The 20,439-nt window shown below is 66.0% G+C and carries 18 protein-coding genes and 1 pseudogene; 14 read left to right on the plus strand and 5 right to left on the minus strand.

The annotated features are described in order from the left end of the window. Positions 1–41: 41 nt before the first annotated feature. On the minus strand, positions 42–1,481 hold the full coding sequence (gene nirK, locus SJH88_RS04600) for a copper-containing nitrite reductase (protein WP_042414889.1): 1,440 nt from the start codon (positions 1,479–1,481) through the stop codon (positions 42–44). 162 nt (positions 1,482–1,643) lie between these two features. Between nirK and norR the strand changes: the two genes are divergently transcribed. Then, positions 1,644–3,185 (plus strand): nitric oxide reductase transcriptional regulator NorR, encoded by a 1,542-nt coding sequence (norR, locus tag SJH88_RS04605; protein ID WP_042414886.1) that lies wholly within the window; start codon positions 1,644–1,646, stop codon positions 3,183–3,185. Positions 3,186–3,337: 152 nt separating this feature from the next. Here norR and SJH88_RS04610 read toward each other — a convergent pair whose 3' ends face one another. After that, the gene (locus SJH88_RS04610) at positions 3,338–4,174 is read right to left on the minus strand and encodes an IclR family transcriptional regulator (protein ID WP_274753723.1); all 837 of its coding nucleotides are present in this window, start codon (positions 4,172–4,174) and stop codon (positions 3,338–3,340) included. Between the two features lie 120 nt (positions 4,175–4,294). On the opposite strand from SJH88_RS04610, the pseudogene SJH88_RS04615 reads away from it, so the two are divergent. The 7 genes and pseudogenes from SJH88_RS04615 (at position 4,295) to SJH88_RS04645 (ending at position 11,379) form a co-directional block, all read left to right on the plus strand. Next, positions 4,295–5,298 (plus strand): annotated as a pseudogene (locus SJH88_RS04615) (tripartite tricarboxylate transporter substrate binding protein). A 247-nt stretch (positions 5,299–5,545) separates the two neighbouring features. Further along, on the plus strand, positions 5,546–6,232 hold the full coding sequence (locus SJH88_RS04620) for an RraA family protein (protein ID WP_274753724.1): 687 nt from the start codon (positions 5,546–5,548) through the stop codon (positions 6,230–6,232). Continuing rightward, positions 6,229–7,167, plus strand: coding sequence for an NAD(P)-dependent oxidoreductase (locus SJH88_RS04625; protein WP_274753725.1), 939 nt, complete (start codon positions 6,229–6,231; stop codon positions 7,165–7,167). The genes SJH88_RS04620 and SJH88_RS04625 overlap by 4 nt, the downstream gene beginning before the upstream one ends. A 124-nt stretch (positions 7,168–7,291) precedes the next feature. Next, on the plus strand, positions 7,292–8,293 hold the full coding sequence (locus SJH88_RS04630) for a Bug family tripartite tricarboxylate transporter substrate binding protein (protein WP_274753726.1): 1,002 nt from the start codon (positions 7,292–7,294) through the stop codon (positions 8,291–8,293). 53 nt (positions 8,294–8,346) lie between these two features. Next, positions 8,347–9,303, plus strand: coding sequence for a tripartite tricarboxylate transporter substrate binding protein (locus SJH88_RS04635; protein WP_274753727.1), 957 nt, complete (start codon positions 8,347–8,349; stop codon positions 9,301–9,303). Between the two features lie 179 nt (positions 9,304–9,482). Then, positions 9,483–10,373, plus strand: coding sequence for an amidohydrolase family protein (locus SJH88_RS04640; protein WP_274753728.1), 891 nt, complete (start codon positions 9,483–9,485; stop codon positions 10,371–10,373). Between the two features lie 133 nt (positions 10,374–10,506). Then, positions 10,507–11,379 (plus strand): SMP-30/gluconolactonase/LRE family protein, encoded by an 873-nt coding sequence (locus SJH88_RS04645; RefSeq protein ID WP_274753739.1) that lies wholly within the window; start codon positions 10,507–10,509, stop codon positions 11,377–11,379. 304 nt (positions 11,380–11,683) lie between these two features. Here the strand turns inward: SJH88_RS04645 and SJH88_RS04650 are convergent, their stop codons facing one another. Both SJH88_RS04650 and SJH88_RS04655 read right to left on the minus strand, forming a co-directional pair. Beyond that, a complete protein-coding gene (locus SJH88_RS04650) occupies positions 11,684–12,007 on the minus strand; it encodes a hypothetical protein (RefSeq protein WP_274753740.1) in 324 nt (107 codons plus the stop codon). A 105-nt stretch (positions 12,008–12,112) separates the two neighbouring features. After that, positions 12,113–12,784 carry a GntR family transcriptional regulator gene (locus SJH88_RS04655; protein ID WP_183302183.1) on the minus strand — a complete coding sequence of 224 codons (672 nt, stop codon included), beginning with the start codon at positions 12,782–12,784 and terminating at the stop codon, positions 12,113–12,115. Between the two features lie 256 nt (positions 12,785–13,040). Here SJH88_RS04655 and SJH88_RS04660 point away from each other — a divergent pair, with 256 nt between their 5' ends. From SJH88_RS04660 to SJH88_RS04685, 6 genes are read left to right on the plus strand one after another with little or no spacing between them, the layout of a single operon-like run. Then, positions 13,041–14,084, plus strand: a complete 1,044-nt coding sequence (locus SJH88_RS04660) for a TRAP transporter substrate-binding protein (RefSeq protein WP_274753729.1) — start codon at positions 13,041–13,043, stop codon at positions 14,082–14,084. A 54-nt stretch (positions 14,085–14,138) separates the two neighbouring features. Further along, positions 14,139–14,765, plus strand: coding sequence for a TRAP transporter small permease subunit (locus SJH88_RS04665; RefSeq protein ID WP_260674271.1), 627 nt, complete (start codon positions 14,139–14,141; stop codon positions 14,763–14,765). Then, the gene (locus SJH88_RS04670) at positions 14,762–16,045 is read left to right on the plus strand and encodes a TRAP transporter large permease (protein ID WP_274753730.1); all 1,284 of its coding nucleotides are present in this window, start codon (positions 14,762–14,764) and stop codon (positions 16,043–16,045) included. Before SJH88_RS04665 ends, SJH88_RS04670 begins: the two co-directional genes overlap by 4 nt. A 28-nt stretch (positions 16,046–16,073) precedes the next feature. Then, positions 16,074–16,766: a DUF2848 domain-containing protein gene (locus tag SJH88_RS04675; RefSeq protein ID WP_274753731.1), complete on the plus strand. Its 693-nt coding sequence runs from the start codon at positions 16,074–16,076 to the stop codon at positions 16,764–16,766. Positions 16,767–16,776: 10 nt separating this feature from the next. Continuing rightward, positions 16,777–17,583 carry an amidase family protein gene (locus tag SJH88_RS04680; RefSeq protein ID WP_274753732.1) on the plus strand — a complete coding sequence of 269 codons (807 nt, stop codon included), beginning with the start codon at positions 16,777–16,779 and terminating at the stop codon, positions 17,581–17,583. Then, entirely contained in the window at positions 17,472–18,080 is a 609-nt protein-coding gene (locus SJH88_RS04685; protein ID WP_274753733.1) for an amidase family protein, read from the plus strand. The genes SJH88_RS04680 and SJH88_RS04685 overlap by 112 nt, the downstream gene beginning before the upstream one ends. Before the next feature lie 278 nt (positions 18,081–18,358). Here SJH88_RS04685 and SJH88_RS04690 read toward each other — a convergent pair whose 3' ends face one another. Next, a complete protein-coding gene (locus tag SJH88_RS04690; RefSeq protein WP_274753734.1) occupies positions 18,359–20,020 on the minus strand; it encodes a methyl-accepting chemotaxis protein in 1,662 nt (553 codons plus the stop codon). Positions 20,021–20,439: the final 419 nt, after the last annotated feature.

The raw sequence follows: 20,439 nt of genomic DNA on the forward strand, positions 1-20,439 counted from the left end.
CCCGTGCCGGGGCTGCCGGTGATATGGCGCGCTGCGCAGGGTCAGAGCGCGCCGGAGTGGTAGACGCCAGGGGTGCTGTCGCCGGTGACTTCGAGCACACCGACGGCGCCCTTGCCGGTGCGTGACAGGGCGTGGTCCACCAGCAGGTAGCTGCCGGGGTGGTCCATCTTCAGTTCCACGATGGTCGCGCCACCGGGGGCGACCAGGGTGGTCTGCACGCTGTGCTTGATGGTGTTCAGGGCGGCTTCGCTGTAGACCTTGTCGAACACCTCGCCAATTACGTGGAAGGAGGACACCTTGTTGGGGCCGCCGACCCCGAAGTAGATGCGCACGGTCTCGCCCACCTTGGCCTGCATCTTGTGCGTCTTGCTGAGGGCGCCCACGGCGCCGTTGAAGACGTAGTAGCTGGGCAGTTCATCGGACATCTTCTGCAGGTCCACCTCCTGGTGCCCCTTGGCGCCAATCGGGCGCTGGGTGTACATGTCGCCCTGCATCACATAGAACTCGCGGTCCACCTTGGGCAGGCCTTGTTCGGGCTCGACCAGGATCATTCCGTACATGCCGGCCGCAATGTGCTGCGGCACCAGCGGCGTGGCGCAGTGGTAGACGAACAGGCCGGCGTGCAGGGCCTTGAAGGTGATGGTCTTTTCCTGGCCGGGGGCGACCTGGGTGTCTGCACCCCCACCGTGTCCCCCGGTCACGGCGTGCAGGTCGATGGAGTGGATGGCCTTGCTGTCCTTGGAATTGGCCAGCGTCAGCTCGATCGTGTCACCGATGCGGGCACGCAGCATCGGCCCGGGTACCTGGCGGTTGAAGGTCCAGTAGGTGAAGCTGGTGTCGTCGTCCAGCTTGCCGGGCAGTTCCACGGTTTCCAGGCGCACCTTCTGGACCCGAGGCGCATGCGCAGCCATAGGGGCGGGCAGCTTGTTCGGGTCGGCGGCAATGTCCACGGCCGCGGGGTCTGCGGCCCGGAGCGGGGTGGCTGCAGGGGCATACAGCGCCACGGCCGCGTTGCTGCTGGCGGTGGCGGCCGGCAGCGACTCCCCAGACACCTTGAGGGTGCCGAACATGCCCACCTGCCGGTGGCCCGGGATGGAGCAGTAGTACTGGAATTCCCCGGCCTGGGTGACCTGGAAGCGCAGCTTTTGCTTCTGGGTGGCGCTGAACTTGGGCGAAGCCACCCCCAGCTCGTCAATGATGAAGTCGTGCTCCGCGCCTTCGCCACTGAACAGCTCGATCTCCACGGTGTCGCCTACGGCCACATGCAAGGTGGGGTTGACCACTCCCTTGTCATCCACGTAGACCATCTTGCCGTCCACCACATTGGTGTGCAGCACAAAGCGCTTGACGGCCTGCGGGGCCTTGGCCGCCGAGGCCGCGGGTTGAGCCTGGTTGGGGGCGGCCTGCAGCACGGGGGCGGTACCTGCCAGGGTCAGTGCGCACAGGGCCAGAGAAAGTGCATTCAGAGAGAGCTGTTTCATGGTGAATATCTCCGAGAGGTGAGGGCGGATTTGCCGTCACCCGGATCCATGCATGGAACAGGCCAGAAAAAAATGAAACAAAAACAAATGTTTACATGGATCAAGGTCGTAACTACCCTGATGCCTTAGGGTTGAAACAACCCGCGAAAGGTAGTTTTCACCATGAATCCTCTGCACGCTTTGTTGCTGACCGATCTCTCCATGGAGTTGCCGATTGCCGTGCGTCTGCAGCGCATGGTCGAGCTGCTGCGCATGCATTTCGGCTGCGGGGCCGTGGCACTGCTGGGCCTGGACAAGGAAACCAGCAGCCTGCGGCCCGTGGCGGTGGAGGGGCTGTCGCGCGACGCCTTGGGGCGGCGCTTTCCGATTGCCGACCACCCGCGCCTGGCGACCCTGCTCAAGCGTGCGGGCGAAGTGGTGCGCTTTGCGCATGACAGCAGCCTGCCGGACCCCTACGATGGCCTGGTGATCGAGCAGGCGGGCCAGCCCCTGGATGTGCACGACTGCATGGGCGTGACGCTGGAGGTCGAGGGCCAGTGCTGGGGCGTGTTGACGCTGGACGCATTGACTGTGGGCACCTTTGCGGGCAAGGCCGTGCGCGACCTGGAGCAGCTGGTGCCCCTGATCGAGGCCGCCGTGCGCGTGACCCGGCTGGAGACGGCGCTGCGCGGTGCGCGCCAGTCGGCGGGGACGGTGGCGGAAAGCCTGGTGGCACGTCCCGAGGGCGAGATCATCGGTGACAGCCCAGCCCTGCAGCGCTTGCTTAAGGAGCTGCAGGTGGTGGCCGACACGGAGCTGCCCGTGCTGCTGCTTGGCGAGACCGGGGTGGGCAAGGAGCTATTTGCCCGGCGCCTGCACCAGATGTCACGCCGCAGCGCTAGGCCCCTGGTGCACGTGAATTGCGCGGCGCTGCCCGAGGCCCTGGCCGAGAGCGAGCTGTTCGGCCACGCGCGCGGTGCGTTCTCGGGGGCGATCACCGACCGTCCCGGACGCTTCGAGGCCGCGGAGGGCGGCACCCTGTTCCTGGATGAGGTGGGGGAGCTGCCCCTGTCCATCCAGGCCAAGCTGTTGCGGGCTCTGCAGAACGGCGAAATCCAGCGCCTGGGCGCGGACCGCCCGCGCAAGGTGGATGTGCGCATCATCGCCGCCACCAATCGCAATCTGCAGGAGCGGGTGCAGGAGGGCAGTTTTCGCGCCGATCTGTACCACCGGCTGTCGGTCTACCCGGTGCCGATTCCGCCACTGCGCGAGCGCGGCCACGATGTGCTGCTGCTGGCGGGCTTCTTTGCCGAGCTCAACCGCGCCCGCCTGGGCCTGCGCAGTCTGCGGCTGTCGGCATCGGCCGAAGACGCCATGCGCCGCTACCCCTGGCCCGGCAATGTGCGCGAGCTGGAGCACGTCATCAGCCGTGCTGCACTCAAGGCGCTGAGCCACGGCGCGCAGCGCAGCGAGATCGTCACGCTGGAAGCCGACTGGCTGGGGCTGGATGTCCAGCCCCAGCTGCCCTCGGACCTGCCTTCCGTCGTGCCCCCGGTGGCACCGGGGCTCTCCCTGCGCATGGTGGTGGATGAGGCGCAGCGTGCCGCCATCCGGCAGGCGCTGCAGGCCTGCCACGGCCAATGGGCACAGGCCGCGCGTGCGCTGGAGCTCGATCCCAGCAACCTGCACAAACTGGCCAAGCGGCTGGGGATGAAGTCGCCATAGGCTGTGATTGCCAGGCTTTCGGGGGGACCAACGGCCCGCAGCCGGTTCCGACGAACATGGGGGCTCGCGGAGGCGCCTGCACCTGCATGGCCTACGCCCACCGGTGCCCTTGGAACTTGCCGCAGTGCGCGCGGCGATACCCCATCAAGGGGTCACGGGTGCCAATGGCTGACCCTGGCCGGCGTGGTGGTCGTGCCGGTGTTGCCGGCCAGTTCGTAGGACAGTTGATTGGCCGCCGCAATTACCGTCGGCGCGATCTCCTCCAGCCTTTGCTGCGACAGGCGTGAGGCCGGACCTGACACGCACACCGATCCCAGCAGCCGCCAGTGCTTGCCGAAAACCGGGGCGGAAATGGTGGCCACCCCTTGTTCACGCTCGCCGATGGACCAGTGATAGCCGCGCTGGCGGATGTCTTCGTACAGCTCGCCGGGCTCCCCGGAAAAGGCCAGGATCACGCGTCCGGGTGATCCCCGGTCCAGCGGTAGGCCTTCGCCCATGCGGGCATGGTGGCGCAAGGCCTGGGGACCTTCGACACGCACCAGGCAGGTTCTCACATTCCCTTCCCGGACATAGAACGCGGCACTTTCTCCGCTGGCCAGGGTCAGGGCGCGCAGCGCAGGTTCCAGCACGTTCTGCACGTCGAAGCCGGCCTGGTAGCGTGCGCCCAGCCAGCCTGCCGCAGGGCCCAGGCGCCAGTCCCCGTCCTCGCGCTGCACCAGATAGCCCGACAGGGCCAGGGTGCGGGCGATGCGCAGCACCGTGGTCTTGTGCAACTGGCAGCGACGGCTGAGTTCGGTCAGCGGCAGGTGGGACTCTCCCAGGGCAAAAGCATCCAGCACCTGCATCGCGCGCAGGACTGCCGTCACGCTGCCGGTCGAGGGGGGCTGGTTGTCATCGGCATCGCCCGGCAGGGCTCCTGGGGAGGGCAGGCCCTGGGCCGAGGACGCGTCAGCGCGGGGCGGTGTGCGGCGGTGGATGGGGTTGCTCATGATGCAATTGGTTTCGCTGCTCGAAACGTCATTGTACGCAGCGAAACTTTTTTCTACAGTCGTGCACCACCTGGCGCAAAGACCGGGCGGACATTCCAAAACACAAGACGGAGACAACGCATGACCATCACGAAACGAGTCCTTTCCACCCCGGCACGCCTGTGCACCTGGGTGTTCGGCGCCACCCTGCTGGCCACGGCCGCAGTGGGTGCGCAGGCGCAAGCCGCCTACCCGGCCAAGCCCATCCGCCTGATCGTGCCTTTCCCGCCCGGTGGCGGCACGGACATGATTGCGCGTTCCGTGGCGCAAAAAATCACCGAGAAAACCAGCTGGAACATCGTCGTCGACAACCGCCCCGGCGCGGGGGCAACCTGGGGGTGGATGCCGCCGCCAAGTCCATGCCCGACGGCTACACCCTGGTCATGGGCCAGACCAGCAATCTGGCCATCAACCCGGCCTTGTACAAGAAGCTGCCCTATGACCCGCTGAAGGACCTGGTGCCCGTGGCCCTGGTGTCGTCCTCGCCCATCCTGATGGTCAGTGGCGCGGGCACCACCTTCAAGTCGATGGCCGAAGTGCTCAAGCTCGCCAAGGCCAAGCCGGACGTGGTCACCGTGGGCTATGCGGGCAACGGCACGGTGGCCCACCTGGCGGTGACGCAGGTGGAGCAGGCCACCGGCATCAAGCTGCGCCACATTCCCTACAAGGGGATTGCGCAGGCGATCACGGATTTGTCTGGCGGGCAGATTGATCTGTTCGTGGGCTCGATCCCCTCGCTGATCGGTCAGGTGCGCAACGAAAAGCTGCACCCCTTGATGGTCACCTCCAAGCAGCGCTCGGGCCAGTTGCCCTCGACCCCGGCCATGTCCGAATCGGGCAGCCAGAACTTCGAGGCCATCACCTGGTTCGGCATCCTGGCGCCGGCAGGCACCCCCGACGCGGTGGTGCAAAAGCTGAACACCGCCATCAACGCCGCCCTGGCCGAGCCGGACGTCGCCGAGAAATTGCGCTCGGAAGGCGGCGATGTCCTCGGCGGCAGCACCAAGGACTTCGGCCAGCTGCTGCAAGCCGAAGTGCCGCGCTGGGCCAAGATCGTCAAGGACTCGGGCGCCAGCCTGAACTGAGGCCGCACCACCCCACCGCCTGCCCGTGGAGATCGCCAGAGGTCGCACGCAGGCGTGGCCATGCCCGACGCAGGTATGGCAGGGCGATGGCCACCCCCGGTGTGGTGTTCCAACGGTCTGCAACGCGTGGTGGCCGCGCCCTTCGGTGCCGCCACCCCCAGGCCCCGATGGCGGCCACGGTGATGTCGCCCCGGCGGTCCCCACACCTTTGTTTTCTCTTTCGCTTCCTCAACCGGATTGAATCACCATGAGCCAACTTCCCGAAGTCATCCGTGACATCGAGCGCGTCAGCGCCGATGTCGTCGCCAAGGCCAGCAGCTTCCAGGCCGCCATCCTGGCCGACGTGGCCGGCCGCCGCGGCACCATGCACGCCCGCGTGACCCCCGTGCACCAGGACATGAAGGTGGCCGGCCCCGCCTTCACCGTCGAAGTGCGCCCCGGCGACAACCTCATGATCCACGCCGCCATCGCGCTGGCCAAGCCCGGCGACGTGCTGGTGATCGACGGCAAGGGCGACCAGACGGCGGCCCTGATGGGCACGCTGATGCTCAGCGCCTGCAAGAAAATCGGCCTGGCCGGCGTGATCGTCGACGGTGCCATTCGCGACAAGCTGGAAATCCTGGACCTGGACTTCCCCGTGTTCAGCGCCGGCTTCAACCCCGCCGGTCCCACCAAGTACGTGCCCGGTCGCATCAACCACCCCATCTCGGCCGGCGGCACCGTGGTGAACCCCGGTGACCTGGTGGTCGGCGATGCCGATGGCGTGGTCGTGATCGAACGCGCCAAGGCGCCCGCCATGATGGCCCTGGCCGACAAGAAGGTGGCCGACGAGGCCGCACGCATCGAAGCGATTGCCCGCGGCGACACGGCCTCCAAGTGGCTGCCCGCCGCGCTGCGCGCCGCCGGCGTGCTCAAGGAAGGGGAATCGCTGTGAGCGCCGGCACCATCATCGTCACCGGCGCCGACCTGGCGCAGCAGGCGCTGGACCTGCTCACCGGCTACGAAGTCGTTTATGCCGGCAAGACGCCGACCGAAGACGATCTGGTCGCGCTGGCCCAGCAGCACGACCCCGTGGCCATCATCGTGCGCTACGGCAAGGTGGGCGCGTCGATCATGGACGTGGCACCGTCGCTGAAAGTGATCTCCAAACATGGCAGCGGCACCGACACCATCGACAAGGTGGCGGCCCAGGCGCGCGGCATCGCGGTGGTGGCGGCTGCGGGCGCCAACGCGGCGGCCGTGGCCGAACAGGCCCTGGCCCTGCTGCTGGCCTGCGCCAAGTCGGTGGTGCAGCTCGATGCGCGCATGCACGCCGGCCACTGGGACAAGGCCACGCACAAGAGCCTGGAGCTCGGTGGCCGCACCGTGGGCCTGGTGGGTCTGGGCGCCATCGGCCTGCGCTTTGCCAAGATGGCCGACGCGCTGGGCATGCGCGTGATCGGCTTCGACCCGTTCGCCAAGAACCTGCCCGACTACGTGCAGCGCGTGGACCTGGCCACGATCTGGCGCGAGGCCGATGCCATTTCGCTGCACTGCCCGCTGACCGACGAGAACCGCGGCATGCTGAATGCCGCCACGCTGGCGCAATGCAAGCGCGGCGTGATCGTGGTGAACACGGCACGCGGCGGCCTGATCGACGAAGCCTCCCTGCTGGACGCCGTGCGTTCCGGCCAGGTGATGGCCGCCGGCCTGGACAGTTTTGCGGTGGAGCCGATGACGGCCGGCCACCCGTTCCAGGGCGAGCCGCACTTCATCCTCAGCCCCCACATCGGTGGCGTGACCAGCGATGCCTACGTCAACATGGGCGTGGGTGCCGCGCAGAACCTGCTGGCCGTGCTGGCGCGCACGCCCGCGGCAGCGCCGACCTGAGCGGCACCGCCTGCGGGGCCCCGGTGAGCGGGGGCCCCGCAGGAATCCAGGGGCCGGGCACCGCATCCGGCACCTTTCCACCACCAGAGGCTGCCGTCTGCGCAGCCCGGGACAGGAGACATCCATGCTTCGTGCTTTCAAGCCAAAACAGCCTCTGGCGCTTATCTATCAAGCGCTGGTAGCTGCACTATCGATAGCGTCTGCGGGCGGTTTCGCGCAGGCCGCCACCTACCCGGCCAAGCCGGTCAAGCTGGTGGTGGGCTTTGCGGCCGGGGGGCCCACCGACGTGGTGGCCCGCGCCTTTGCCGACCATGCCAGCCGTGCCCTGGGGCAGACCTTCATCGTCGACAACAAGCCCGGCGCCAACACCATCCTGGCGGCGCAGGCGGTGGCCAGCGCCCCGGCCGACGGCTACACGCTGCTGTTCGGGGCGACCAACCACACGATGATCCCGGGCCTGTACAGCGGGCGGGTGAAATTCGATGCGGTGACATCGTTCAAGCCGCTGTGCACGGTGGCCACCAGCCCCACGGTGCTGGTGGTGGGGCCCGGCCTGCCGGTGAAATCGCTGACCGACTACATGGCCCGTGCGCGCAAGGAACCGGGCCGCACCACCGCCGGCACGGCGGGCGTGGGCAGCTCTGGCCACTTCGCCACGGAGATGTTCGCGCGGGCCAACCACCTGCAGCTGAACCACGTGCCGTACAAGGGCGCGGCGCCGGTGGTCACCGACCTGATGGGCGGGCAGCTCGACAGCTCGTTCGCCACGCTGGGGTCGGTGCTGCCGCAGATCCGCAGTGGCAAGCTCACGGCACTGGCCGTGGCCTCGCCCAAGCGCTCGGCCCTGCTGCCCGAGGTGCCGACCTTCGCCGAGTCGGGCGGCGGCCAATATGCGGCCGATGCCTGGTATGGCGTGCTGGCCCCCGCCGGCCTGCCGGCCCCGATTGCGCAGCAACTGGAGCAGGTGGTGCGCGACTTCGCCGGCAGCGCCGCCACCGTCGAGAAGCTGCGGGGCCTGGGGCTGGAGGCCGACGCCACCTGCGGCCCGGCCTTTGCCAGCCAGGTCGAACGCGAAGTCGCCACCTACACCCAGATCGCCCGCGCGCTGGACCTCAAGGCCGACTGAGTCCGGCCCCCTGCGGCCCGTGCTTGCATTTTTACAACCAGGAGACACCCACCATGCCCCGATTCATCCGACCCCTCATCGCCGCCTGTGCCCTGGCGGCCACGCTGGCGCACGCCGCCTTCCCCGAGCGCACCATCACCATGGTCGTGCCCTATGCCCCCGGTGGGGCGGCCGACGCCGTGGCCCGCGTGATTGCCACGCGCATGGGCGCCAAGCTGGGCACCAGCGTGATCGTGGACAACAAGGCCGGCGCCAGCGGCACGATTGGCGCGGGCTTTGTTGCCAAGGCCCCCGCCGATGGCTACACCATGCTGTACGACGCCACGCCGCACTCCATCAACCCGCACCTGTTCCCCAAGATGCCGTATGCGGCGAACGCGCTGCAGCCGCTGTCGCTGGTGCTGCTGGCGCCCAATGCGCTGATCGTGAAGGCCGACTCGCCGTTCAAGAACGTGAACGACCTGATCGCCAAGGCCAAGGCCGAGCCGGGCAAGCTGAACTTCGCCTCCGGCGGCAGCGGCACCGTGCAGCGCCTGGCGGCGGAGCTGTTCCGCCAGAAGCTCAACCTGGACATGGTGCACGTGCCCTACAAGAGCGGCGGCCCGGCCATCGCCGATGTGATGGGGGGGCAGGTGGATTTCATGTTCGGCACCGTGGCGGCCACCTATCCGCTGATTGCCGGGGGCAAGCTGCGCGCGCTGGCCGTGTCGGCCCCCGAGCGTTCCAAGCGCCTGCCCGAGGTGCCGACCGTCGCCGAGGCCGCGATCCCCGGCTATGAGGCCTACGAGTGGAACGGGGTGTTCCTGCCGACCGGCACGCCCGCGCCCGTGGTCGCCAAGCTGCAGCAGACCCTGGTTGACGTGCTGAAGGAAGACGAGGTGAAACAGCGCCTGTCAGACCTGGGCGCCCAGGCCGTGGGGTCGAGCCCCGCCGACTTCGCCACCTTCCTGCGGCAGGAAGAGGTCAAATGGGGCGAGGTGGTGCGCAAGGGCCAGATCAAGCTGGACTGACTGGCGCACCTTGGGGCCCTGCGGGCCGTCCCCCGCTGTCGACGCGTTGCGCGCGACGGGCGAGGGGAGGGCGCCTTGGCTGCAGGGCGACCCTGGCTGGGCGCCGGCGGGCAGTGGGCACGTCGCATGCCCCATGCCTGCGACGGGTGCCCCTCAACCCTCTTTGCCGCTGAATACGGATGACCTTGCCTGATCTTTCCGCTCCCGTGCCGCATTCGGTCGGCGTCAACCGGCCATCGCGCGCGCTGCCTGCGCGGGCCTGCGACAGCCACATGCACATCTTTGATGCGCGTTTTGCACCGTCGCCGCATTGGCCACGCACGCCGCCGGTGGCCCCGGTGGCGGCTTACCGGCAATTGCAGCAGCGCCTGGGCACATCGCGCACGGTGGTGGTCACGCCCTCGACCTATGGCACCGACAACGCCTGCACCCTGGATGCGCTGGACCAGTTCGGCGACGGTGCGCGCGGTGTGGCCGTGGTGGCCCAGGATGTGGGCGATGCCGAGCTCGACCGCCTGCACGCGCGCCGTGTGTGCGGCCTGCGCGTGAACTTCGTCTCGCCGCAATCCTGGGGTGCGACCACGCCCGAGATGCTGACCACCCTGGCGCGCAAGGTGGCGCGCCAGCCGGGCTGGCACATCCAGGTTTTCATGCATCCCGAACAGATCGTGGCGTGGGCCAGCGTGCTGGCCGCGCTGCCCGTGCCGCTGGTCATCGACCACCTGGGCTGCATCGACCCGGCCCAGGGGCCGGCCGCCGAGGCCTGTGGCGTGCTGCGCCGCTTGCTCGACGGTGGCAACACCTGGGTCAAGCTCTCGGGGGCCTACATGCGCTCCACGGTGCACGGCCCCTGCTATGCCGACACGCTGCCGCTGGGCCGCGCGCTGGTGCAGGCGGCGCCCGAGCGGCTGGTGTGGGGCAGCGACTGGCCACACACCACCGAGGCCCCGGGCACGGTGAACGACACCGACCTGGTGGACCTGCTGCAGGCCTGGTGTGGCGCCACGGCGGTCATGGACCGCATCCTGGAGGACAACCCTGCCCAGCTCTATGGCTTCGGCCACTGTTGACAATTTCATCGCCGGTCCCGACCCTGGGCATTGCATGCCCAGCCCGGTCGGGCCCTGATTCCATCCCGAAGAAAGCTGCTTTCATGTTTTGCTGCACCCTCCCGAAGTCCGTGAACTGGACACGTTCAGCACCATGCCTGATGCCTTCCGCCGTGCCCAGCGCAGCGCCTGGGCCGATGCCAACCGGGGCGGCACCATCACCGATTCCTTCCTTGAAGGTCCGGTGCTGGACGAGGCCGGCCACCTGTACGTGACCGACATCCCCTGGGGCCGCATCTTCCGCATCGATGCACAGGGCGCCTGGAGCCTGGTGGCCGAGTACGACGGCGAACCGAATGGCATGAAGTTCCTGCGCCCCGGCACCCTGCTCATCACCGACTACAAGAACGGCCTGATGCAGCTGGATGTGGCCAGCGGCACCGTCACCCCGTTCCTGGAGCGGCGCAACAGCGAGCGCTTCAAGGGCGTGAACGACCTGGTCTTCGATGCCGAAGGCAACCTGTACTTCACCGACCAGGGCCAGAGCGGCCTGCACGACCCCAGCGGCCGTCTGTACCGCTTGCGCCCGAATGGCCAGCTGGACCTGCTGCTGCACAACGTGCCCAGCCCGAATGGCGTGGCCCTGTCGCCCGATGGCCGTGTGCTGTACCTGGCGGTCACCCGCGGCAATTGCGTGTGGCGCGTGCCCCTGCTGCCCGATGGCAGCGTGGCCAAGGTCAGCCAGTTCTTCACCTCGTACGGACCAAGCGGCCCGGACGGTCTGGCGGTGGACGCCCAGGGCCATGTGCTAGTGGCCAACCCGGGCTTGGGCTACGTCTGGGTGCTGAACCACCGGGCGGAGCCGGTGCAGGTGCTGCGCGGCGTGCCGGGCAGTTCGACCACCAACCTGGCGTTTGGCGGGGCCCAGCGCACGCAGCTCTTTGTCACCGATTCCACGCACGGCCGCATTCTGACCACCGTGCTGGACACCCCCGGGCTGCCGATCCACCGCGGCCCTGCGGGCTGAGTCCGTCGAACGATCGGGGTGAAGGAGGCCACGGCGGGTGGTCGCTGCACGCCGGGCCATCTGCACCCGGAGTGAGGCATCACCGGAAACCCTGGCGGTGGGGGTGCAGGCCCGCCCAGCCCGGGTGCCCGGGCCAGGCCGCCCCGCCGGGTGTTGCAGCGCGTGTGCAGCCTGATGCGGCATCAAAACACGTGGAAATGCGCTTGCAGACTGCGCAGCATGCTATGCATAAAAAAGCGCTCCGGGGGAGCGCTGGGTATGGGGTGGCAGGCGGCGGGTGTCCGCCGCCCCGCCGTTGGGGCCGTTACGTGCCCCCGGCGCGGGGTGGGTTCCAGCCCCCGCCCAGGACTTTGAACAGCGTGGCCAGGTCGAGGTTGGCGCGGTTGTGGCCTGCGTCAAAGCTCGGCAAGCTGATCTGCGGCGTGAACGACCAGCTGCGCTGCCCTCCGTTGAACCGTTCCGACAGGTCGACCTCGAAAGCCGCAAGGCCCACAACAGCCTGCACCTGCGAGGCGCTCGTGGCGTTCAGGTAGGCCGGCGTGCGCTGGCGCGTGGTATTGCCCTGGGTCTGCAGGTTGGGACGTTGGTAGGCGTGCTGCACGCGGTAGGTCGCGCAGCAGGTCGTCATTGAGAAAGCCCTGCCAGTCGCGCTAAGCGGCCGCAGAGTGGGCGCTTCATCGCCGCCGCGTTGCGCGCCTGGTGCAGAGCATGCACCGGCCCAGGGCGCCGGCATTCAGGCGCTGCGCTGGCTGAGTAAGGAGTCCCGAAACGAGAGGACGTGCGCTTCAACGCAGCGTGTGGCGGCGGCGGCATCACCCGTGGCCAGGGCCTCCAGGATCTGCGCGTGTTCGCTTTGCACCTCGCCGACATGGCCGCTGCGCGACAGGGAGATGGCCCAGAACCGCTGTGAGCGGCCGTGCAGCACGCGCAGCACGTCCATCAGCACGGGGTTGCGCGAGGCGGTGGCAATCAGCTCGTGGAAACTGCGGTCCAGCGCCATCATTTCCGTGATCTTGCGTTGGGCCACCGCCTGGTTGAAGGCGAAGGCCACGTCGCGCAGCTGCGCCACTTCCTCCTGGGTGATGTGCTGGGCCGCCAGCCTGGCGCACAGGCCTTCGTTGACCAGGCGCACCTCGATCATCTGCAGGGCATCGTCGATCGACAGGGGGGCGACCATCACGCCTTTGCGCGGCAGGATCTGGACCAGGCCTTCGTTGGCCAGTCGGTGCAGGGCGTGATTGATGGGCGTGCGCCCCATGCCCAGGTCTTCCATCAGCAGGGCGATGTTGAGGTACTCGCCGGGCTTGTAGACCAGCGTGGTGACACGCTCGTGCAACAGCGTGTAGGCCTGCTCGTTCTGTGAAATGCCCACATTCGATTCAGCGACTTTCAACTCACGAGCCATCCGAGCCTCCCCTTCTTTCTAGGCATGCGCAGCAGCGCTTTGGCGCAGATCATAACGAAAATGCGGTGGCATGGATTCTGCTAGTCGAATAGAAATGTTTGTGAAATTTCACAAAAACATCAGTTTATTTGGGTAAACCCTAGATTTATTTCTGGTGTCTGATTTTAAAGTGATTGTGAAATTTCACAGCATCTTCAATTTGGTGCGGCCTGCACCAAGTTTGTTTTTTGGCCCTTGAATCCCGAAAGGACTTCTCATGAAACGCGTCTTGTCTCTCCTGGCCCTGGCCGCAACCGCCTTCACCGCGACGGCCCAGGCGCAGGATCTGCCCGCGACGAAGCTGAAGGTGGTGGGTGGCTTGAGCAATCTCAGCCTGTACAACGATTTCGAAAAGCCGTTCTGGACCAAGACCATCCCCGAGGCGTCCAAGGGCAAGGTCACCGTGGACATCAAGGGCTTCAATGATATGGGCCTGAAGGGCCCCGAAGTGATGCGCCTGATGGGCTCCGGCGTGATCGAGTTCGGCACCTCGACCCTGGCCTATTTCGCGGCGGACAACCCCATCAATGAAGCGATCGACCTGGCCGGCCTGGCCCCCAACGTGAAGATCGCGCGGGCCGTGACCGAGGCCTTCCAGCCAGCCTACGCCAAGTTCTACGCCCAGTCCGGCATCAAGGTGCTGGGCATGTCGACTTACCCGGCGCAGGTCCTGTTCTGCAATGCAGAGATCACCGGTCTGGCCTCCATCAAGGGCAAGAAGGTGCGCACCAGCAGCCGCACCCAGGCGGAGCTGATCGAGGCCCTGGGCGGCTCCAGCGTCACCATGGCCTTCGGCGAGGTGGTGCCAGCGCTGCAGAACAAGGTGGTGGACTGCGCCATCACCGGCTCCCTGTCGGGCTACTCGGCCAAGTGGTACGAGGTGTCGACCCATCTGTACGCCCTGCCCATCAACTGGAACCAGCAGATCCATGCCGTTAACCAGAAGGCCTGGGACAAGCTGAACCCCGGCGTGCAAAAGCTCATCACCGACCAGTTCTCCAACCTGGTGCACGACATCTGGGTGGCGGCCGACAAGCAGACCCAGGAAGGCTATGACTGCAACAGCGGCGCCGCAGCCTGCAAGCAGGCGGTCAAGGGCAAGATGGTGCTGGTGCAGCCCACCGAGGCGGACCGCGCGATGCTGAAGAAGGTGCTCAGCGAATCGGTCCTGCCCAAGTGGGCGGCCCGCTGCAGCGCCCAGTGCGTGGCGGATTTCAATGCCAGCGTGGGCAGCATCGTCGACGTGAGCGTCAAGAAGTAAGCCGTTGGTGAGTCATGGGGCGGCCTGGCTGCCCATTCAGGAAGGGACAGAGTCATGAACTCCTCCAGCACAACAACATGGGCCCCGCTGCGCTACGCCACGCGACTGTCGCAGTACGCGGTGTGGGCCGCCGGGGGGCTGATCATCGCCAGCGTGCTGCTGATCTGCTTCGACGTGTTTGCGCGCAAGTTCTGGGGCTTCAATACTGGCGGTGCCGATGAGCTTTCCAGTTTCGCCTTTGCCATCAGCACCAGCTGGGCCCTGGCGTTTGCCACCCTCCAGCGCGCCAACGTGCGTGTCGACGTGCTCTACCAGCTGTTGCCGGTGAAAGTGGCGGCCTTCCTGGACTGGCTGTCGGTGGTGGCCCTGGGGGTGTTCATGGTCTTCCTGACCTGGTATGCCAAGGACGTCTTCTCCGCATCGTGGATGCAGAACTCCACCGCCAACTCCACCATGGCCACCCCGCTGTGGATCCCGCAAGGCCTGTGGCTGCTGGGTCTGGTGTGGATGTGCATCGTCATGGCGCTGATGCTGGCCCGCTCGTCCTACCTGATCGTGACGGGCGACCTGGCCGCGCTGCAGCACCTGTGCGGCGTGCGTTCGGCCCAGGAAGAAGCTGACGAAGAAGCCGCCAACGGCGAGCGTTTGATTCAATCCGAGAGAGAGCAGGTAACAGCATGATCGCGACCGCCTTGACCCTTTTGATTCTGCTGGTCGGCCTGAGCATTCCGGTCGGTGCGGCGCTGGGCGTCCTGGGGCTGACCCTGGACCCCCTGTTCTCCATGCTTCCGCTGTCGCGGGCGCTGGGCGAGATTTCGTGGAACTCCAACAACGAGTTCCTGCTGGTGGCCATTCCCTTGTTCATCATGCTGGGCGAGATCCTGCTGCGTGCCGGCCTGGCCGAGAAGATGTACCAGTCCATGAGCCTGTGGCTGTCCTGGCTGCCCGGTGGGCTGATGCACGCCAACATCGGGGCTTCCACGCTGTTCTCGGCGACTTCCGGCTCCAGCGTCGCCACCTCCGCCACCGTGGGGACGGTGGCCATTCCCCAGATCAAGAAGCACGGCTACAACGAGTCGCTGTTCCTCGGCAGTCTGGCCGCGGGCGGCACGCTGGGCATCCTGATTCCGCCGTCGATCAACCTGGTGCTGTATGGCGTGCTGACCAACTCGTCGGTGCCCAAGCTGTACCTGGCCGGCATCATTCCGGGTTTCCTGCTGGCCGGGCTGTTCATCCTGACGATCATCATCGCCTGTGTGCTCAAGCCCGAATGGGGTGGCAAGAAGATCCATGCGTCGTGGGCTGAGCGCCTGCGCAGCCTGGTCAACCTGCTGCCGCCGCTGGGCATCTTCTTCCTCGTCGTGGGTTCGATTTACGCCGGCCTGGCCACGCCCACCGAGGCTGCGGCGCTGGGCGTGTTCGGCGCGCTGGTGCTGGCCGCCTGCTACGGGCGCCTGAGCTGGGGCATGCTGCGCGAAGCCGTCGAGGGCACGATGCGCTCCACGGCCATGATCATGCTGATCGTGATCGCCGCAGGCTTCCTGAACTTCGTCATGTCGGCCACCGGGCTGACCAATGCCATCACCGACTTCATCGGCGGCCTGGGCCTGTCGCCCGGCTGGATGCTGCTGGTGCTGGTGATCTTCTACCTGGTGCTGGGCTGCTTCATGGAAACCCTGTCCATGATGATCACCACCATCCCGATCGTCGCCCCCGTCATGGTGGGCCTGGGCTTTGACCCGATCTGGCTGGGCATCCTGATCATCATCCTGGTCGAAGCCGCCCTCATCACCCCCCCCGTGGGCATGAACCTGTTCGTGGTTCAGAGCCTGCGCAAATCCGGCTCGATGAACGCCGTGATCATTGGCGCCCTGCCTTTTGTCGCGGCCATGTTCCTGCTGTTGTTGCTGCTCGCATTCTTTCCCCAGATTGCGATGTGGATGCCCACCACCTTTGGTTAATTGAACGCCTGGACAGATTGGTAAGACAATGAAAATCACCTTCAACCTTGAATCCCAAGGACAAACCCGTCCGGTGGATGTGGACCTGAACACCCTGATCGTGGCCGGCTGGGCCGGGCGTGACATGGCCGCCATCGAGCACCACATCGAAGAGCTCGCGGAGCTGGGTGTACCGCGCCCGAGCAGCGTGCCCCTGTACTACCGCATTGGCCACAACCAGTTCACCCAGGAGCGCGTGGTGCAGGTCGTGGGGCCGCATTCGTCCGGCGAAGTCGAAGCCCTGGTCTTCCAGGCCGGGGGGCAGCTGTGCCTGAGCATCGCCTCGGACCACACCGACCGCAAGCTGGAAGCCCACAGCGTGGCCCTGTCCAAGCAGGTCTGCGCCAAGCCCGCGGCCACCGATGCCTGGCTGTACGCCGATGTGGCGGACCACATCGATGCGCTGGTCCTGCGCTCGTGGATCGTGGAAGATGGCGAGCGCAAGCCCTACCAGGATGGCACCATGGCCACGCTGCGCACCCCCGAAGACCTGATCCAGGGCTATCTGGGGGCGACCGGTGCCACGGCGTTTGCCGAAGGTCATGTCATGACCTGCGGTACCGTACCGGCCATCGGGGGCATCCGCCCCTCCCAGAATTTCGAGATGGAATTGCACGACCCCGTGCTGCAGCGTTCGCTGCGCCACCGTTACGAAGTTCAAGTTTTGCCCGAAGTCGCCTGATAAAACCGCCATGACCACGACCTCTCTCGAACGCACCAGCGCCGCTTTGCAGGCGATTGCCGATGCTGGCGCCGAAGGTGCGCGCATCTTCACCCAGGTGTATGCCGACACGGCCTTGCAGGCCGCCGCGGCGGCCGATGCCCGCGCGGCCGCCGGCATCCGCCTGGGACCTCTGGATGGGCGCATCGTGTCCGTCAAGGACCTGTTTGATGTGGCGGGAGAGACCACGACGGCGGGCTCCAAGGTGCGGCAGACGGCAGCGCCGGCCGAGCGCGACGCCGTGATCGTGCAGCGCTTGCGTGCCGCGGGTGCGGTCATCATCGGCAAGACCAACATGACCGAGTTCGCGTTCTCGGGCATCGGCATCAATCCGCATTACGGCACGCCGGGCAATGCCCGGGATGCAGCGCGCATTCCGGGGGGCTCTTCGTCCGGGGCCGGCGTGGCCGTGGCAAGGGGGATGTGCGAGATCGCCATCGGTTCGGACACTGGCGGTTCCATCCGTATTCCCGCAGCCTTGAACGGGGTGACCGGGTTCAAGCCCACGCAGGCCCGGGTGCCACGCGAGGGGGCGTTCCCGCTGTCGTTCTCCCTGGATACGGTGGGCCCGCTGTCGCGCAGCGTGCTGGACTGTGCCCAGACGGACGCCGTGCTGGCCCAGCAGCCCTGGGCGCCCTGGTGCCACGTACGGTGGCGGGCCTGCGCGTGGCGGTGCCACGTGGCCTGCTGTTCACCCAGGCCGAGGACCAGGTGCTGGCCGCGTTCGAGCAGGCCCTGGCTGGGCTGCGCGCCGCCCAGGTGCGCACCACGGATGTGAATCTGGACGCTTGGCTGGGCGCACCGTTCCAGTTGCAGGAGCAGGGCACGCTGATCGCCGCCGAGGCCGCACACATCCACCGCGAGCTGCTGTCCGCTGGCCAGACCGATCAGCTGGATGCCCTGGTGCTGTCGCGCATTCGCCGCGGCGAGACCATCACGGCCGCCCATTACGTCGGGGTGCAGCAGGCCCGGGCGCAGCTGCAAACGCAGCTGGATGCCGCGCTGGCCGGCTTCGACCTGCTGGCCCTGCCGACCGTGCCGGTGGTGGCGCCGACCATCGAGAGCCTGGACGACGCCGACACCTTCCACCGCACCAACATGCTGGTGCTGCGCAATCCCTCGGTGTTCAACTTCTACGATCTGCCCGCGGTCTCGCTGCCCCTGCCGCGCGCCGCCGGGGAACTGCCCGTCGGCCTGATGCTGGTGGGCAAGCGCCACGGCGACCGGGAGCTGCTGTCCGTGGCGGCCGCGGTGCAGTCCTCTTTAGCGGCTTGATGCTGTGTTGATTGCACCCAGCGCACAGGGAGCGTAGCAGTCCTCCATGGCGGCGGACAGATGCGATGTGCCTGGGTTTCGATTGACAAAACACGCCCCCAGAGCTTGTGCCGCCTGGGGGCGATTGAGTAGCGTATGCGGCAGGCTCTATTCAGAGCTGCTGGAAAGGAGCTATGTCCCGCAGGGAGGAGCTCCATCCAACCTCTGCCAAACCGCGCTTCAGCGGTGGCAAAGAGTCCACGTTCTTAAGGCGAAGGTCTAGATGCTTTGCCTGCGGGTCACTCTGTCAGCGCAGGCGCTGCAGCATGCGAGCGGCGCTGCATCAAGCTGGGCACCAGAGCTTCTGCATGGGGTGTGTGCATGGAAGACGTGGCTGCGTTCAGCTTGAAGATGGCGACGGCACGGACCAATTGCTGGGCTTGCTGGTTCAGGCTTTCAGCGGCGGACGCAGACTCTTCGACCAGCGCTGCGTTTTGTTGGGTCACTTGATCTAGTTGCACCACGGCGTTGTTGATCTGATCGATCCCGGACGTCTGCTCCAGGGTGGCCGCATTGATTTCCAGGATCAGGTCTGTCACGCGGCGAACCTGTTCCACGATGTCCTGCATGGTGTTGCCAGCAGCATTCACCAGTTGCCCCCCCGCTGCGACTTTTTCCACGCTGTCGCCGATCAATGCCTTGATTTCCTTGGCTGCATCGGCGCTGCGTCCTGCCAGGCTGCGGACCTCGGAGGCCACCACGGCGAATCCGCGCCCTTGTTCTCCCGCACGGGCAGCTTCAACGGCTGCGTTCAGTGCGAGGATGTTGGTCTGGAAGGCAATTCCGTCGATCACGCCAATGATCTCCGAGATCTTTTGGGACGAGGCATTGATCTCCTCCATCATATGCACGACCTGCTGCACCACCTCTCCGCCCTTGGTGGCCACGCCGCTGGCTGATTGCGCCAACTGCGCAGCCTGCTTGGCGGTGTCGGAGTTGTTGCGCACGGTGCTGGAGAGCTCTTCCATTGAGGCTGCAGTTTCTTCCAGGTTGCTGGCTTGCTCCTCCGTGCGCTGCGACAAGTCGGCGTTGCCCATGGCAATCTGGTTGGCACCGGTGGCGATGCTGTCGCTGCTGCTGCGTACCGATTGCACGACGTTGCGCAACGATGCCTGCATGTGCTGCATGGCGTCGACCACGCTGCCAGGGCGCGCGCGCGAGTTGTCGATGGGGGTGCTCAAGTCGCCTGCGGCGATGGCGCTTGCGGCGTTGGCCACATCCACAGGCTCGCCCCCCAGTTGCTGTGTGAGCCAGCGGGTGAGCAGCACACCAATCGCCACGCCAGTCACCATGCCGCCGAGGGTCAGGCTGATCAAGAGCATCCGGATACCTGCATAAATGGCATCGGTCTCGCTGCTGAGCCTGTCGGCATTGGAGCGCTTGCGTTCGACCAGCTCGGTCATCAGGTCGTCAGCCTTGTTGGCAAGAGGGCGCACTTCCGTGAAGAGCAGGTCGGTGGATGCGCGGCGTTCGTTCACGCTTTCCGCCTGCAACAGTTGCGCCACTTTCTTTGTGCCTGCTTCGAAGGCTTGCACGGCCTGGCGCGTGTTCTGGAGCAAGTTTTGCCCTTGTTCCGTGACGAAGGTGTTTTCTGCTGTCGCCAGTTCTTTGTAAATCCGGGTCATGCGCTCGTTCAGAGCGCGAAGATTGCTGTCGCGTTCCTCGGTGGTGTGCGACAGGATGGCATTCTGGATGGATCGGTTGGCCGCAATCAGCTGGATATTGGCCTCGGCTACATGCCGCAGACCTACAGTTTCTCGCTCGTACATTACTTTTGCCAGATCATTGATCTGCGCAGATTTGAGAATGCCCTGGATGCCGATGATTCCCCCGATGATGGAAACCAAAAGAAATCCAGCAATCAGCTTGGTGCCGACTTTGAGTGTCTTGAACCATTCCATATGTCTTCTCCTTCATGAATAGCAGGCTTGTGGAACATGGCCGCAAGAACCCTTGTAAGGAAGGAACTGCTGTCTACGGATGGACGCAAGGGAGGCAGAACGCCCCGTGTGGGATGTCCGTGGGCACGCTCGTGTCGGCGTACTGAATCGCGGGCACCGACGCTTTTGCGTACGGAATGCCGTGAAGCTGCTTGTGGTACACCGCCTAGCGTTTCAGTTGCACCAGTTGCTTTCCAAACATCGTTGATCGGGTGTATTCATGCGGCGCACGCAGCGAGATGGTGCAAAGTGTTTTTATTGTATCTTTGCGTTACATTTCGGGGCGATGACCTTGTATTTCCAAGGCTTTGGCATTAGTGCGGCCAAGTCTGGTGCGGCATATCCCTGTCATTCGCATTCTGGGGGGCAGTGCGCTATGC

Source organism: Comamonas sp. GCA5, assembly GCF_036541385.1.
GTDB lineage: Bacteria > Pseudomonadota > Gammaproteobacteria > Burkholderiales > Burkholderiaceae_C > Comamonas > Comamonas aquatica.